Raw genomic sequence first — 14,574 nt, forward strand, 5'->3', positions numbered from 1 at the left:
CGTCCGACGGCCGGCGTCCCCATGCGGGGCGCCGGCCGTCGCTCGTCCGCCCGCCTCGCGCACAGACCCGTCCGCGTGCTGTGCACGCTCGACGACCCGCGGCCCGTCGGGTCCGTAGTCTCCTGGTCCCCACGAGAACGGAGTTCCATGAACACGTCATCCACCACGACCCCGGGCCGATCCCCGCTGCGTCCCGTCCGCGCCGCATCCATCACGGCCCTCGCCGCGATCGCGTTCTCCGCAACGGTCGGCCTGGGCATCGCGCACGCATCCGCGTCCGCCTCCGCGACCGCCGCCTCGGACGGAGCCAGCGTCATCGCCATGGGACACAACCACAGCCCGGCTGACCCGGGTTTCGACGGCTCGGGACTGCCCTCGGTCGGGGGCTGGATCCGCAACCACCACGGGCACGGGTGATCAGCGGCTGAGCCGCCCGCCCACGGCCGGCGTCCCCATCCGAGGGGCGCCGGCCGTCGCTCGCGCGCTGGCTCGCCACCCGGGCGCCCCGGCCGTCACCTCCCCTGGTTCCCACATCCCATCGTCCGCACGACATAGGAGACACACCCACATGACCCTCGAATCCCCCTCGACCACCTCGCCTCGACGGTTCCGCATGGCGGGTGCCCTCGCCGCCTCGCTCGCGATCGTCCTCGCGGCCGGTATCGGTGCTGCGCCGGCATCCGCCCAGACGCTCGAGCAATCGGCGGCGACGGTCCCGTATGTCCGAGTCCAGCTCCAGACGCACTGGACCCCGCGCGGCGCCAACGTCAGGTCGATCAGGATCCATGGCCTCCCCGGCTTCCCCGACTCGACCTTCAACCAGTGCTACTCGATGGGCGCCTACGTCCCCGGGATCGATGCCTGGCCCTACATCAAGGTCGACGTGCCCCAGGGTCCGTACAAGATCACCAGCTACACCGGCCCGTGGTGCGGCGAGGCCTTCAAGACGAAGCGCGGCGTCGGGTTGATGTACACGGACTACCGCAACTGGATGGTCAGCTCGGACGACCAGCCGACTCCACGCGGCTGATCGGCGCGCCGGCCGGCGTCCCCCGTCCAGGGGGCGCCGGCCGTCGCTCGTCCGCCCGTTCGCCACCTGCGCGACTCCCGCCATTAACCCGCCCTCCTTAGCTTGGCCAGGCAAGGAGGGAACGTTCCCTCCCCCTGCTCCACGAGGAGGTCCGACGTGACGCACGCCCCCGCGCCCACCCGGGTCGCGCCGAAGCCCCAGGCGGTGTCGACGCCGGACCCGACGGCCGTCCAGCCGGCCGGCACGCGTCCAGGATCCGGCGCCCGCCGTCGTCGGAAGCCGGGCCGGATCCGCGACGGGCTCCTGTTCCTCGCCTTCGTCGGCCCCAACGTGCTGCTGCTCGCGGTCTTCACCTACAAGCCCCTGCTCGAGTCCTTCTACTACTCCACGCTGCAGTGGAACATCGGCTCGCAGGTCGCGCGCGAGGTCGGCCTCGCCAACTACGTCGCCTGGTTCCAGGATCCGCAGACCCCCACGGTCGTCGGCGTCACGCTGGTGTTCACGGGCGTCACGGTCGTCGGCTCGATGGCGCTGGGGCTCGGCGTCGCCGCGCTGCTGAACCGGAAGATCAAGCTGCGCGGCCCGGTCCGCACCATCATCGTCGCGCCCTACGTGCTCTCCGGCGTGGCGGTCGGCTTCCTCTGGCTCTACGTCTTCGACCCGAACTTCGGCCTCATCTCCGCGGGCCTGTCCGCCCTCGGCCTGCCCTCGCCCGACTGGTACAACGACCCGGGCGCCGCGCTCGCGATGGTGACCACCGTGCAGGTCTGGCGCGACCTCGGCTACTGCGCGCTCATCTACCTCGCGGGCCTCCAGGCGGTGCCGAAGGACCTGATGGACGCGGCGGCCCTCGACGGCGCCGGCCGGCTGCGCACCTTCGTGCGCATCGTGCTGCCGATGCTCAGCCCCACGACGTTCTTCCTCAGCGTGACCACGCTGCTCAGCTCGCTGCAGACCTTCGACCTCATCAGCGCGATGACCAAGGGCGGTCCGCTGCAGGGCACGACCACGATGATGTACCAGATCTACCACGAGGGCTTCGTGGCCGGACGGGCCGGCTACTCGTCGGCCGTCGCCACGATCCTCTTCCTCGTCCTGCTCGTCGTCACGCTCGTCCAGCTCGTCGTCGTCCAGCGGAAGGTGCACTACTCGTGACCGCGACCCTCACCCGCCCCGAGCCCGCGGCGGTGCCCGGCGCCCCGCGCCGGCGCGGCGCACGTCGACCCGGCGCCTCCGGATCCGCCCGCCCGCCGCTCGCGGGCACCTACCTCGCGCTCGCCCTCGCCGTGCTCGTGATGCTGCTGCCGCTCATCTGGATGGTGCTCACGAGCTTCAAGGACTTCGGCGAGATCTACTCCGTGCCGCTGAAGCTGCTGCCGTCGTCGTTCGCGCCCTCGAACTACGCCAGGGCGTCCGACACGGTCTCCTTCTCCACGCTCGCGACCAACAGCGTCATCAAGACGGTGGTGGGATCCGGCCTCAAGGTGCTGCTCGGGCTGCTGACCGCGTACGCGCTCGTGTTCATCCGCGTGCCGTTCAAGAACGTGTGGTTCGGCGTCGTGATCCTCGCGCTCCTCGTGCCGCAGCAGATCGTTATGATCCCGAACTACCAGGTCATCGCGGGCCTCGGCTGGATCAACACCTACCCGGGCCTCATCCTCCCAGGCGTCGCGAGCGCCTACGGCACGTTCCTCTTCCGCCAGCACTTCCTCACGCTGCCCGGCTCCGTGCTCGAGGCAGCGTCGATGGACGGCGCGGGTCACCTGCGCCGGCTGTGGTCGTTCGTGATCCCCATGTCGGGCCCGACGATCGCCGCCGTAGCGCTCGTCTCCGTCGTCGGCGAGTGGAACGACTACCTGTGGCCGCTGCTCGTCACGACCGACCCGAAGATGATGACCCTGCCGGTCGGCCTCACCCTCCTGCAGGACACGACGGGCATCACGAACTGGGGCGTGCTCATGGCCGGGACGGTCATCGTCACGCTGCCCGTGCTCGCCGTCTTCCTCGTGTTCCAGCGACGCATCGTCGGCGGCCTCACCGCCGGCGCCGTCACGGGCTGAGCCCGCCCTCCCTCGTCCCCCTTCCCGATCCCGCGCACCGACCCGATCCCCAGGAGAAGCATGCCCATCGACCCGCGCTCGGCCTTCCGCGCCGCCGCCTCCCGCCCGTTCGACCGCCGCGACGTCCTGAAGATGGGCGCCGTGCTCGGCGGCACCGCGTTCCTCGCCGCCTGCTCGGGCCCCTCGGTCGGCGGCGCCGCGGCGACCGCCGCGCCCGACACCGACTGGGAGGGCGTGCAGCCCGCGAAGGACATCACCTGGTGGACGACGCACCCCGGCCAGACCTCCGACCTCGAGGCGCAGTTCGCCGCCGACTTCCTCGCGAAGACGGGCATCACCGTCAACGTCGTCACGGGCGGCGCGAGCTACGACGAGATCGCGCAGAAGCTGCAGGCGGCCGCGGGCACCGACAGCATGCCCGACATGGTGAACGCGAGCGACACCTGGTGGTTCCGCTACATGGTCAACAAGCAGTCCATCGCGATGGACGGCCTCATGGCGCACCTCGACTTCCAGCTCGACGACTACAACAAGGTGTTCCTCGACGACTACCTCTACGGCGGCGCGCGCTACGCCGTGCCGTACGCCCGGTCGACGCCGATCTTCTACTACGACAAGTCGATCTGGTCGGAGGCCGGCCTGCCCGACCGCGCGCCCGACACCTGGGCGGAGCTCGAGGAGTGGGCGCCGGCGATCATGAAGGCCGCCGGCGGCACGCCCGCCGTCCGCCTGCCGCAGGGATCCATCGGCACCTGGGCGATGAGCAACATGCTCTGGGGTCGCGGCGGCCAGTACTCCGACGGCTGGGACCTGAAGCTCGACCAGCCCGAGACCCTCGAGGCGGCCGGCTACGCCCGCGGTCTCGTCTTCGACTCCAAGATCGCGAACGTCGCGGCGGCCAGCGGCGACACCGCCGTCGACTTCGCGGGCGGCCTCGCGCCGTGCACCATCGCCTCGGCCGGTGCCGTCGGCATCGTCACCGCCAGCGCCAAGTTCCCCGTCGGCACCGGCGTGCTCCCCGGCGGTCCGCAGGGGCAGTTCGTCCCCACGGGCGGCACGGGCCTCGCGGTGGTCGGCAGCAAGACCAAGGAGCAGCAGCTCGCCGCCGGCATGTTCATCAAGCACGTCACCGAGGTCGACCAGCAGGTCGCCTTCGCCAAGAAGACGGGCTATGCCCCGGTGCGCACCTCGGCCGGCGAGTCGTCCGACCTGACGGGCTTCTGGGCGTCGAACCCGGCCTTCCGCACCGTGTACGACAGCCTCGAGCACGTCCGCTCGCAGGACTGGGCGCGGACGCTGATCCCCAACGGCGACACCTACCTGCAGCAGCCGTGGGCGCAGATCCTCTCGCAGGGCGCGGATCCCGCCGCCGTGTTCCCGGCCGCCGCGACGCAGCTGACCTCGGCCTACAAGGAGAACGTGCAGCCGTACCTGTAGCGGGCGCCGACGCACCCGCCCGATCAGACGACGGGCGGGTGCGTCGCCACCAGCAGGATCCCCGTCCAGTGGCAGAGGAACGCCACCAGGGTGAACGCGTGGAAGATCTCGTGGAAGCCGAAGCGGCCGGGCCAGGGGTTCGGCCGCTTCAGCGCGTACGCGACCGCGCCGACCGTGTAGGCGAGGCCGCCCGCGAGGATGAGCGTCATCATGGCCGCGTCGGCGCGGAAGAAGTCGACGATGAACACGAGCGACGCGTAGCCGAGCACGAGGTAGAGCAGCACGTAGAGCCAGCGCGGGGCGTGGATCCAGAACACGCGGAACAGGACGCCGAGCGCGGCGCCCGACCACACCAGCCAGAGCAGCAGAACCGACTCGTCGTGCGGCAGCGCCAGCACGGTGATGGGCGTGTACGAGCCCGCGATGAGCAGGAAGATGTTGGCGTGGTCCATCCGCTTGAGGAGGATCTTCGCCCGCGGCGACCAGTCGAACCGGTGGTAGACCGCGGAGACGCCGAACAGCAGCAGCGACGAGGCGACGAACACGGCGCACGCGATGCGGGCCGCGGCACCGTCGGCCACCATGATGAGCACGATCCCGAGTACGAGCGCCACCGGGGTCATGCCTGCGTGCAGCCAGCCGCGCCAGGTGGGCTTCGGCTCCGGGCCGACGTCCTGGGCGTCCTCCACGAGCGGGAGGTGAGCGACCGACGCGTCCTCCTCCGGGGTCTCGCCGAGCGGCCGGGAGGAGGAGGCGTCGCGCGTCATCCTGCGAGTGTAGGACAGCCCGGGGGACGTCACCCCGGCGGGCGATCCGGGCTCCCGGGTGCGTGGGATAGCGTTGCCCCCGTGCGAGAGAAGCCGATCCGACCGTGGCGCGGTCTCCTCTACCGGGCGTACCAGAAGCGCATCCGCCGCGGCCTCGACCGCAGCGCGCTCCCGCACCACATCGCGATGATCCTCGACGGCAACCGCCGCTGGGCCCGCCAGCTGGGCCTGGAGTCCGCCGCCCACGGGCACCGCGCCGGCGCGGCCAAGTTCCTCGAGTTCCTGGAGTGGTGCGACGACCTCGACATCAAGGTCACCACGCTCTACCTGCTCTCCACGGACAACCTCACGGGCCGCGGCAGCGACGAGCTCACAGCGCTGATCGACATCATCGGCCAGCTCGCGGAGGACCTCTCCGAGCATCGCGACTGGCGCGTCAAGCACGTGGGATCCGACGAGGGCCTGCCGCCCGAGCTCGTCGCGCGCCTCGACGCCTCCGAGGAGCGCTCGAAGGGCAACACCGGGCTGCACATCAACCTCGCGGTCGGCTACGGCGGGCGCACCGAGATCGCGGACGCCATGCGCAGCATCGTGCTCGCGCACCACCTCGCGGGCGGCACGCTGGAGGACCTCGCGGGGCTCCTCACGCCGGCCCTCATCGGCGAGCACCTGTACACCAGCGGCCAGCCGGATCCGGACCTCGTGATCCGCACCTCGGGCGAGCAGCGCATCAGCGACTTCATGCTGTGGCAGTCGGCGCACAGCGAGCTGTACTTCATGGAGGCGCTGGGGCCGGACCTCCGCGAGGTCGACTTCCTCCGCGCTCTCCGCGACTACTCCTCGCGCCAGCGCCGCTTCGGGTCCTGAGGCGGCCGCCCCGCGCTCGCCGCCGTCGCGTCGGCCGGCCGCGCGGAGCAAGAGTTAATGTCCACGACACATCCGGACCCGCGTCGCACTGGTCACCGCGCGGGTGCGCGACGTAGGTTCCACTCATCGGGCATGGCGCCCGATCGAGAGGGCCGCTGGATCTCTTCTCGCCACCGTGGCCCGATCGCCGTCAGGATCCGAGCGCGAACGCTCGGGGATGGAGTGGCCCGTGGCCCCGATGGACAGCCAGAGCAGCACCGCACGACGCGCCAGCCGAGGGGAGGGGACGCCGCAGGCCGAGCGCACGTACGTGCTCGACACCTCCGTCCTCCTGTCCGACCCGCGCGCGTTCTTCCGCTTCGCGGAGCACGCGGTCGTCATCCCGGTGATCGTCATCACCGAGCTGGAGTCGAAGCGGAACGATCCGGAGATCGGCTACTTCGCCCGCCAGGCGCTCCGCCACCTCGACCAGCTCCGCGAGGAGCACGAGCGGCTCGACTTCCCCATCGAGGTGGGCGACGCGGGCGGCACGTTGCGCGTCGAGCTCAACCACTCGAGCATGGCGGGCCTCCCCAACGGCCTGCAGCTCGGGGACAACGACTCGCGGATCCTCGCGGTCGCCCTGAACCTCTCCACCGAGGGCCTCGCGGTCACGGTCGTCTCGAAGGACATGCCGCTGCGCGTGAAGGCCGCCTCCATCGGCCTCATGGCGGAGGAGTACCGCGCCGAGCTCGCCGTGGACAGCGGATGGACGGGCATGGCTGACGTCACGCTCTCCGCCGAGCAGATGGCCGACCTCTACGACAGCGGCACCGTGCAGACCCGTGCGGTCGGCGACCTGCCCGTCAACACGGGCGTCGTGCTCCGCTCCGACCGCGGCCCCGCGCTCGGCCGCGTCGTGCGCCGCGGCACCGTGCACCTCGTCCGCGGCGACCGTGAGGTCTTCGGCCTCAAGGGCCGCTCGGCCGAGCAGCGGCTCGCGATCGACCTGCTCCTCGACCGCGAGGTGGGCATCGTCTCCCTCGGCGGCAGCGCCGGCACGGGCAAGTCGGCGCTCGCCCTCTGCGCCGCGCTCGAGGCGGTGCTGGAGAAGCAGCAGCACCGCAAGATCATGGTGTTCCGGCCGCTGTACGCCGTGGGCGGCCAGGAGCTCGGCTACCTGCCGGGCGACGCCACCGAGAAGATGAACCCGTGGGCGCAGGCCGTGTTCGACACGCTCGGCTCGGTGGTCTCGCAGAACGTCATGGACGAGGTGGTGGAGCGGGGGATCCTCGAGGTGCTGCCGCTCACCCACATCCGCGGGCGCTCGCTGCACGACGCGTTCGTGATCGTCGACGAGGCGCAGTCGCTGGAGCGGAACGTGCTGCTCACGGTGCTCAGCCGCATCGGCCAGAACTCGCGCGTGGTGCTCACGCACGACGTGGCCCAGCGCGACAACCTGCGGGTCGGCCGGCACGACGGCGTCGCGAGCGTGATCGAGACGCTGAAGGGCCACGAGCTGTTCGGGCACATCACGCTGACGCGCTCGGAGCGCAGCGCGATCGCCGCGCTCGTCACCGGGCTGCTCGACGGCGACCCCATGTGATCCTCCCGCTCCCCGCAAGACGACGGGCGCCGGTCCCCGAGGGGAGCGGCGCCCGTCGGCGTCCTGGTTCCGCTAGCGGTCGAGCCGGGCGAGGATCTTGCGGCGTCGGCGGTGCAGCCTCCACCAGCTGACCGAGTGGCGCACCTGGATCTTCCCGAGCTCCGCCAGCCCGGGGAGGCCCTCTTCGGCTAGCCGCGCCTCGACGGCTGCCTTGTCGTCGCGGTCGGACGCCTCGATGATCGCGTTGGCCCGAGTCACCCGTTCCGACGACAGCGGGTGCGCGGCGATGGCCGCGTCCACCGCCGCGAGCGGCGTGCGCGGCTCCTCCACGGAGCCCCGGTCGGCGGTCATGCCTCGACCCTCGCGGCTACAGGCCGGGCGCCGTCATCCGCAGCACGTCGAGGCCCGCATCGAGCTGCTCCTCGGTGATCTCGCCGCGCTCGACGTAGCCGAGGTCGACGACCGCCTCGCGCACGGTCATCTTCTGCGCGACCGAGTGCTTCGCGATCTTCGCCGCGGCCTCGTAGCCGATGATGCGGTTGAGCGGCGTGACGATCGACGGCGACGACTCCGCGAGCGCCCGCGCGTGCTCCTCGTTGACGCGCAGGCCGTCGACGGTCTTGTCGGCGAGCAGGCGCGTGGAGGACGCGAGGATGCGGATCGACTCGAGCAGCGACGAGCCCATCACGGGGATCGCGACGTTGAGCTCGAACAGGCCCGACGCACCCGCCCAGGCGACGGTGGCGTCGTTGCCGATGACGCGCGCGCACACCATGAGCACGGCCTCGGGGATGACCGGGTTGACCTTGCCGGGCATGATCGACGACCCGGGCTGGAGGTCGGGGATGTGCAGCTCGCCGAGGCCCGTGTTGGGGCCCGAGCCCATCCAGCGGATGTCGTTGCAGATCTTGGTGAGGCTCACCGCGAGGGTGCGGAGCGCGCCGGAGGCGTCGACGAGGCCGTCGCGCGCGCCCTGCGCCTCGAAGTGGTCGAGCGCCTCGGTGACGGGCAGGCCCGTGTCATCCGCGAGCACCTGGATGACCTTCTGCGGGAAACCGAGCGGCGTGTTGATGCCCGTGCCGGTGGCCGTGCCGCCGAGGGGGACCTCGGCGACGCGGGGGAGCGCGGTGCGGACGCGCTCGATGCCGAGGCGGATCTGGCGCGCGTAGCCCGCGAACTCCTGCCCGAACGTGACCGGGGTCGCGTCCATGAGGTGCGTGCGGCCCGCCTTGACGAGCCCCTTCCACGCCTCGGCCTTGGTCTCCAGCGCCTCGGCGAGGTGCTCGAGGGCGGGGATCAGCTCGGCGAGGAGCGCGCCCGTGACGGCGACGTGCACCGAGGTGGGGAAGACGTCGTTCGACGATTGCGACGCGTTGACGTGGTCGTTCGGGTGCACGGGCTTCCCGAGCGACGCCGTGGCGAGGGCCGCGAGGACCTCGTTCATGTTCATGTTGGAGCTCGTGCCGGAGCCCGTCTGGTACACGTCGATGGGGAAGTGCTCGTGGTGGGATCCGCCCGCCACCTCGTCCGCCGCGGCGACGATGGCCTGGGCGACGTCGGCGTCGACGATGCCCATCTCGCCGTTCACGATCGCGGCGGCGCGCTTGATGCGGGCGAGCGCCTGGATCTGCGCGGGCTCCAGCCCACGGCCGGAGATGGGGAAGTTCTCGACGGCACGCTGAGTCTGGGCGGCGTACAGGGCGGTCCTGGGGACGCGCACCTCGCCCATCGTGTCGTGCTCGATGCGGAACTCGTCCGCACCGTTCGTCTCGGTTCCGGGGGAAGTGTCGACCACGCTGTTTCTCTCTCCTTCGGGACGGGTGATGCATCCGGACCCCGCGGGCCCGGTTCGCTCGGTCAGCGCGGACGGCCCCTCTAGCGGGGGATGTCGCCCACGATGACGTCGGGCACCGCGGTGCCCTCGAGGAGCTTGTAGTTGGCGCCGACGATGGCCAGGCTACCGGCCGCGACCCGGTCGGAGATCATCTCGGACGCCTCCAGCATGCGGGTCACGGTGCCGCGTAGGTGCTGGCGGCCGACCTCGCCGGCGTCGACCTCGGACGGGACGACGTGGTCGCCGGCGACGCGGCGGACCGCGGGCGCGATGGGCGCGATGAGGTTCGCGATGTGCGGCGGCAGCGCCTCCGCGTCCGGTGCGGCGCTCTCGATGGCGGCGCGCACGGCGCCGCACTCGTCGTGGCCGAGCACCACGATGAGCGGCACGCCCAGCACGGCGACCGCGTACTCGAGGCTGCCGAGCACCGAGTCGGAGATGATCTGGCCGGCGTTCCGGACCACGAAGAGGTCGCCGAGCCCCTTGTCGAAGATGATCTCGGCGGCGAGGCGCGAGTCGCTGCAGCCGAAGAGCGCGGCCACCGGGCGCTGCACGTGGGCGAGCGCGGCGCGGCGCTCCACGTCCTGCCGCGGGTGCTCGGGCGTGCCGGCGACGAAGCGCGCGTTGCCCTCGATCATCTCCGCCCACACGGCGGCGGGTGCCTGCACGGTCTCGTCCTGCACGGTGTCCGCCTGCACGGTCTCTGCCTGGTCCGTCATCCCTCTGTCCCCTCTCACGGTGCGGTGGTGCTGGTGCTGGTGCTGGTGGTCGTGCCGCCGGCGGGCGACGGCGTCGGCGTCGCGCTCGCCGGGGTGCTGCGCGCGGCGGCGACCGCCTCGATGGCCGTGCGCAGCTCGTTCGCGTCGGCCGTGCCGTAGATCGCGTAGGTGCTGTCGCCCTCGACCGCGCTCGCGGCCAGGACGACGTTGCCCGGATCCTCCGCCCGCGCGTTGTCGTAGAGCGTCCACTCGAGGCCGCCGATCTCCTCGGAGCTCACCTCGGGCGCTGACTGCAGCGTCTCGTCGAGCCACGTGGGGTTCGCGTCGATGCCCTGCGAGATGCCGATGTAGCGGTTGCTCGGCGTGATGAGGCCGATGTACCAGACGGCCACGCCGTCGCGGCCGGCCGGGCGGATCTCGGCGTCGTTGCTCTTCCAGGCCGTGGGCAGGTCGGGCACGACGAGCGTCTGGGGGAAGCCGCCCTGCGCCTCGGAGGCCGCGGCGCCGAAGTCGACGTCGGGCAGGATCGTGGTGTTCGACCGCGGCACCAGCGCGATGATGACCGCGACGGTCGCGACCGTGACGATGAGCGAGTAGAGCAGGTTGCGGAACGTCTGCTTGGCGCGGTGCCGGCGGGAGTCCGCGGCCTTGCGGGCGGCGGTCTCCTCGGGCGTCTCCGGGCGGCCGAGCTCGGCGACGACGTTCGGCGTGCGGGGCTTCGCCACGGTCAGCCGGCGTCGGATGCGGTGGTGCGGGCGGCATCGAGGCGCGCCTTGGCGCCGAGCAGCCACTCCTCGCAGCGGGCCGCGAGGGCCTCGCCGCGCTCCCAGAGGGCGATCGACTCCTCGAGCGTGGTCGCGCCCTGCTCGAGGTCGTTGACGACGCGCACCAGCGCGTCGCGTGCCTCCTCGTAGCTGAGCTCGGAGACGTCGGGCAGGCGAGAGCCGGTGTCGGCGCCGGTGTCGGCGGGGCTGGTGGGCATGGGCGAGATCCTAGCTTTCGGAGCCGGACGCGAGCCGGGCGTCGGGGGCGGGCGAGGCGGGCAGCCGCGCGGCCGACGACGGGATGTCGTCGGTGGGGCCGGTGGAGGTGGCGCCGAGCGCGCCGGCGGCGAGGCGCAGCACGAGGCCGGTGCCGTCGGGGGCGTCGGCGGGGGTGCGGAGCGCGGATCCGTCGGCCGTCTGCACGATGGCGTAGCCGCGGTCGAGCACGTGCTGCGGCGACAGCGTGCGCAGCTGCCGGGACAGCTCGCTCGTCTGCTGCATGCCGCGCTCGACGACGCGGCCGGCGAGCTCCGCGGACCGGGCGATGTAGCGGCCGAGCTCCTCGGCGCGCGAGTCGACGATCCACGCGGTGCTCGTGAGGACGGGCCGCGACCGCAGCTGCTCGATGCGGTCGATCTCGCCGCGCACCTGGCTGGTGAGGCGCATGCCGATGCGCGCCCGCGCCTGCTGCACGCGCGAGAGCTCCTCGGAGACGTCCGGCACGACGCGCTTGGCGGCATCCGTGGGCGTGGAGGCGCGGAGGTCGGCCACGTCGTCGAGCAGCGGTCGGTCGGCCTCGTGCCCGATGGCGCTGACGAGCGGCGTGCGGCACGCGGCCGCCGTGCGCACGAGCTTCTCGTCGCTGAAGACGAGCAGGTTCTGGAAGTCTCCGCCGCCGCGCGCGATCACGATGACGTCGACCTCGGGATCCTCGTCGAGCACCCCGATGGCGCGCGTGACCTCGCCCGCGGCCCGGTCGCCCTGCACCGCGGTGTGCACGACGCGGAAGCGCACGCTCGGCCAGCGCAGCTGCGCGTTGCGGAGCACGTCCTTCTCCGCGTCGGAGTCCTTGCCGGTGATGAGGCCGATGCAGCCGGGCAGGAACGGCAGGCGGCGCTTGCGGTCGGCGTCGAACAGGCCCTCCGCGCGCAGCGTCTGGCGGAGGCGCTCGAGCCGCTCGAGCAGGTCGCCGAGGCCGACGTGGCGCATCTCGAGCACCTGCATCGTGAGCGTGCCGCCCTTGACCCAGTAGTTGGGCTTCACGAGCGCGACGACGCGGGCGCCCTGACCGAGGTCGGCCGGGATCTTCGCGCGCACCGACGACCACACCGTGAAGCTGATGGTGGCGTCGACGTCGAGGTCCTTGAGCTTCCCGTAGACGTTGCCGCCGGATCCGCCCCACTGCGTGATCTCGCCCTCGACCCAGGCCGTGCCGAGCCGATCGATCCAGCCCTTGACCTTGCCCGAGAGCACCGAGACGGGCCAGGGTGCGTCGACCGTGGGGGCGCCGGCCGCGGGCATCGACACCGTGCGCGTCTCGCTCATCCGTCCACCCCGCTCGACGCCCAGATCGGGCGCATACAATTGACACGTGACTACAGCGACCACTGACCAGCGACTCGTGGGAGCACCCGTCGTCAGCCTGTCGATGCCGCGGATGCCCGGCGTCCGCAACAGGCTCAAGGATAACCCGGTGGCAGGACCCAAGAAGGTCCTGCTCGCCGCCCCCCGCGGGTACTGCGCGGGCGTCGACCGCGCCGTCGTGGCCGTCGAGAAGGCGCTCGAGCGCTACGGCGCCCCCGTCTACGTGCGGAAGCAGATCGTCCACAACGTGCACGTCGTCTCGACGCTCGAGCGCATGGGCGCGATCTTCGTGGAGGAGGTCGACGAGGTCCCCGAGGGCGCCCACGTCGTCTTCAGCGCCCACGGAGTCTCGCCGGCCGTCGTGCAGGGCGCGGCCGACCGCGGCCTGCAGGCCATCGACGCCACCTGCCCCCTCGTCACCAAGGTCCACCGCGAGGCCGTGCGCTTCGCCAAGGCCGACATGCAGATCCTCCTCATCGGCCACGAGGGCCACGAGGAGGTCGAGGGCACCGCGGGCGAGGCGCCCGAGCAGACCATCGTGGTCAACTCCCCGGAGCACGCCGACGTGATCGAGGTCAAGGACCCCGACAACCTCGTCTGGCTCTCGCAGACCACGCTCTCGGTCGACGAGACGATGGAGACGGTCCGCCGCCTCCGCGCCCGCTTCCCGAACCTGCAGGATCCGCCGAGCGACGACATCTGCTACGCCACCCAGAACCGCCAGGTCGCCATCAAGAAGGTGGCGGTCGACGCCGACCTCGTCATCGTCATCGGATCCGCGAACAGCTCCAACTCCGTCCGCCTCGTCGAGGTCGCGCTCGAGTACGGCGCCAAGGCGTCGTACCGCGTCGACTACGCGTCCGAGGTCAAGCAGGAGTGGCTCGACGGCGTGCAGACGGTCGGCGTCACGAGCGGTGCGTCCGTCCCCGAGGTCCTCGTGCAGGAGCTGCTCGACGACCTGGCCGACGCCGGCTACGGCGACGTCACCGCGGTCGTCACAGCCGAGGAGGACCTCGTCTTCTCGCTCCCCAAGGAGCTGCGCAAGGACCAGTCCGGCAACACGGACTCCCGCGCCATCGGCGGGCGCACCCGCGCGTGAGCGACGACGACGGCCCGCGCCGTCCCGGCCGACCCGCCCCGCGCTACGGCGAGTACGCGTCGTCGTCGTCCGCTGGCTCGTCCTCGGACGGGTCCGGCCTGTCGGAGGCGGATGCCCGCATCGTCGCCGAGGCCGCCGAGTACCGCCGCGCGCAGGCGGAGCGCGATGCGCCCGCCGCCCCCGCGGGCCGCGGTGCGAAGAAGGGCGCCGCACCCGCCGCGCCGCAGACCCTCGCCGAGCAGATGGCGGAGGAGCGCAAGGCCGCCCGCGAGCGGATGCTCGCCGAGCGCCGCGACGCCGAGAAGGCCGCGGAGGCGGAGCGTCGCCAGGCGCGGCGCTCGCCGTCCGCCGGTCCCACTTCCGGTCCCGGTCCGTCGAGCGAGCCCGGTCGGCCGGGGTACCTGCCGACGCAGGAGCCCCGCCGTGCCGGTCGACGCCTCGACGCCGCCGTCACGATCGCCCTGCTGGCGGTGGGCGCGCTGAACCTGCTGTTCAGCCTGGGCTCGTACACGGACCTGCCGGGGGCCCTCTCCCGCGCGTTCCCTGCCCTCGGCATCGCGGGTGCGTACACGCCCACGTCGGCGACCGGCCCCGTGGGAGTGGCCCTCCTGGTCATCACGGTGTCCGTCTTCGCGGCGACCGTGGCCCTCTCCCTCCGCCGGATCCGACTCGGCCGCATCGCGTTCTGGGTCCCGCTGGTCGGCGTCGTGGTCGCGACCGTGGTCTCCGCCCTGCTCCTGTCGAGCCTGCTCACGGCGGATCCGGCGTTCCAGCAGTTCGTCATGAACCGCGGGTAGCACCCGGCGCGCAGCGCGCACGACGGCGGGG

The 14,574-nt window shown here is 72.0% G+C and carries 16 protein-coding genes; 9 read left to right on the forward strand and 7 right to left on the reverse strand.

What is annotated here, in order from left to right:
- The first annotated feature begins 147 nt into the window (after positions 1 to 147).
- The 5 genes from AWH51_RS13470 to AWH51_RS13490 all read left to right on the forward strand — a co-directional run bounded on the left by AWH51_RS13470 (position 148) and on the right by AWH51_RS13490 (position 4,527).
- Positions 148 to 417 (forward strand): hypothetical protein, encoded by a 270-nt coding sequence (locus AWH51_RS13470; RefSeq protein WP_063072573.1) that lies wholly within the window; start codon positions 148 to 150, stop codon positions 415 to 417.
- A 151-nt stretch (positions 418 to 568) separates the two neighbouring features.
- Complete coding sequence (locus tag AWH51_RS13475) at positions 569 to 1,030, forward strand: hypothetical protein (RefSeq protein WP_063072574.1); 462 nt, start codon at positions 569 to 571, stop codon at positions 1,028 to 1,030.
- A 156-nt stretch (positions 1,031 to 1,186) separates the two neighbouring features.
- Positions 1,187 to 2,185: a carbohydrate ABC transporter permease gene (locus AWH51_RS13480; protein ID WP_063072575.1), complete on the forward strand. Its 999-nt coding sequence runs from the start codon at positions 1,187 to 1,189 to the stop codon at positions 2,183 to 2,185.
- On the forward strand, positions 2,182 to 3,090 hold the full coding sequence (locus AWH51_RS13485; RefSeq protein WP_063072576.1) for a carbohydrate ABC transporter permease: 909 nt from the start codon (positions 2,182 to 2,184) through the stop codon (positions 3,088 to 3,090). Before AWH51_RS13480 ends, AWH51_RS13485 begins: the two co-directional genes overlap by 4 nt.
- A gap of 60 nt (positions 3,091 to 3,150) precedes the next feature.
- Complete coding sequence (locus tag AWH51_RS13490) at positions 3,151 to 4,527, forward strand: extracellular solute-binding protein (RefSeq protein ID WP_063072577.1); 1,377 nt, start codon at positions 3,151 to 3,153, stop codon at positions 4,525 to 4,527.
- Positions 4,528 to 4,550: 23 nt separating this feature from the next.
- Here AWH51_RS13490 and trhA read toward each other — a convergent pair whose 3' ends face one another.
- Positions 4,551 to 5,294: a PAQR family membrane homeostasis protein TrhA gene (trhA, locus tag AWH51_RS13495; RefSeq protein ID WP_063072578.1), complete on the reverse strand. Its 744-nt coding sequence runs from the start codon at positions 5,292 to 5,294 to the stop codon at positions 4,551 to 4,553.
- A gap of 81 nt (positions 5,295 to 5,375) precedes the next feature.
- Here trhA and AWH51_RS13500 point away from each other — a divergent pair, with 81 nt between their 5' ends.
- Positions 5,376 to 6,161, forward strand: coding sequence for an isoprenyl transferase (locus AWH51_RS13500; protein ID WP_063072579.1), 786 nt, complete (start codon positions 5,376 to 5,378; stop codon positions 6,159 to 6,161).
- A 238-nt stretch (positions 6,162 to 6,399) separates the two neighbouring features.
- Positions 6,400 to 7,746: a PhoH family protein gene (locus tag AWH51_RS13505; RefSeq protein WP_063072591.1), complete on the forward strand. Its 1,347-nt coding sequence runs from the start codon at positions 6,400 to 6,402 to the stop codon at positions 7,744 to 7,746.
- A 72-nt stretch (positions 7,747 to 7,818) separates the two neighbouring features.
- Here AWH51_RS13505 and AWH51_RS13510 read toward each other — a convergent pair whose 3' ends face one another.
- The 6 genes from AWH51_RS13510 to xseA form a co-directional block, all read right to left on the reverse strand.
- Positions 7,819 to 8,097 carry a hypothetical protein gene (locus AWH51_RS13510; protein WP_063072580.1) on the reverse strand — a complete coding sequence of 93 codons (279 nt, stop codon included), beginning with the start codon at positions 8,095 to 8,097 and terminating at the stop codon, positions 7,819 to 7,821.
- Positions 8,098 to 8,113: 16 nt separating this feature from the next.
- Positions 8,114 to 9,541, reverse strand: a complete 1,428-nt coding sequence (locus AWH51_RS13515; RefSeq protein ID WP_081235132.1) for a class II fumarate hydratase — start codon at positions 9,539 to 9,541, stop codon at positions 8,114 to 8,116.
- A gap of 80 nt (positions 9,542 to 9,621) precedes the next feature.
- Positions 9,622 to 10,299, reverse strand: a complete 678-nt coding sequence (locus AWH51_RS13520; protein ID WP_063072581.1) for a carbonic anhydrase — start codon at positions 10,297 to 10,299, stop codon at positions 9,622 to 9,624.
- Positions 10,300 to 10,313: 14 nt separating this feature from the next.
- The gene (locus AWH51_RS13525) at positions 10,314 to 11,024 is read right to left on the reverse strand and encodes a DUF4245 domain-containing protein (RefSeq protein WP_063072582.1); all 711 of its coding nucleotides are present in this window, start codon (positions 11,022 to 11,024) and stop codon (positions 10,314 to 10,316) included.
- A 2-nt stretch (positions 11,025 to 11,026) separates the two neighbouring features.
- Positions 11,027 to 11,281 (reverse strand): exodeoxyribonuclease VII small subunit, encoded by a 255-nt coding sequence (locus AWH51_RS13530; RefSeq protein WP_063072583.1) that lies wholly within the window; start codon positions 11,279 to 11,281, stop codon positions 11,027 to 11,029.
- Between the two features lie 10 nt (positions 11,282 to 11,291).
- Positions 11,292 to 12,608: an exodeoxyribonuclease VII large subunit gene (gene xseA, locus AWH51_RS13535; RefSeq protein WP_063072584.1), complete on the reverse strand. Its 1,317-nt coding sequence runs from the start codon at positions 12,606 to 12,608 to the stop codon at positions 11,292 to 11,294.
- Between the two features lie 103 nt (positions 12,609 to 12,711).
- Between xseA and AWH51_RS13540 the strand changes: the two genes are divergently transcribed.
- Positions 12,712 to 13,746 (forward strand): 4-hydroxy-3-methylbut-2-enyl diphosphate reductase, encoded by a 1,035-nt coding sequence (locus tag AWH51_RS13540; RefSeq protein ID WP_043674752.1) that lies wholly within the window; start codon positions 12,712 to 12,714, stop codon positions 13,744 to 13,746.
- On the forward strand, positions 13,743 to 14,543 hold the full coding sequence (locus AWH51_RS13545) for a DUF6264 family protein (protein ID WP_063072585.1): 801 nt from the start codon (positions 13,743 to 13,745) through the stop codon (positions 14,541 to 14,543). Before AWH51_RS13540 ends, AWH51_RS13545 begins: the two co-directional genes overlap by 4 nt.
- The last annotated feature ends 31 nt before the right edge of the window (positions 14,544 to 14,574 follow it).

Origin of the sequence: Clavibacter tessellarius (assembly GCF_001618005.1) — a bacterium.
Taxonomy (GTDB): Bacteria; Actinomycetota; Actinomycetes; order Actinomycetales; family Microbacteriaceae; genus Clavibacter; species Clavibacter tessellarius_A.

Coding starts and splice junctions, on each gene's coding strand:
- xseA (WP_063072584.1), bottom strand. CDS start 12,608: ATGAGCGAGACGCGCACGGTGTCGATGCCCGCGGCCGGCGCCCCCACG.
- AWH51_RS13520 (WP_063072581.1), bottom strand. CDS start 10,299: ATGACGGACCAGGCAGAGACCGTGCAGGCGGACACCGTGCAGGACGAG.
- AWH51_RS13510 (WP_063072580.1), bottom strand. CDS start 8,097: ATGACCGCCGACCGGGGCTCCGTGGAGGAGCCGCGCACGCCGCTCGCG.
- AWH51_RS13475 (WP_063072574.1), top strand. CDS start 569: ATGACCCTCGAATCCCCCTCGACCACCTCGCCTCGACGGTTCCGCATG.
- trhA (WP_063072578.1), bottom strand. CDS start 5,294: ATGACGCGCGACGCCTCCTCCTCCCGGCCGCTCGGCGAGACCCCGGAG.
- AWH51_RS13530 (WP_063072583.1), bottom strand. CDS start 11,281: ATGCCCACCAGCCCCGCCGACACCGGCGCCGACACCGGCTCTCGCCTG.
- AWH51_RS13470 (WP_063072573.1), top strand. CDS start 148: ATGAACACGTCATCCACCACGACCCCGGGCCGATCCCCGCTGCGTCCC.
- AWH51_RS13505 (WP_063072591.1), top strand. CDS start 6,400: ATGGACAGCCAGAGCAGCACCGCACGACGCGCCAGCCGAGGGGAGGGG.
- AWH51_RS13540 (WP_043674752.1), top strand. CDS start 12,712: ATGCCGCGGATGCCCGGCGTCCGCAACAGGCTCAAGGATAACCCGGTG.
- AWH51_RS13490 (WP_063072577.1), top strand. CDS start 3,151: ATGCCCATCGACCCGCGCTCGGCCTTCCGCGCCGCCGCCTCCCGCCCG.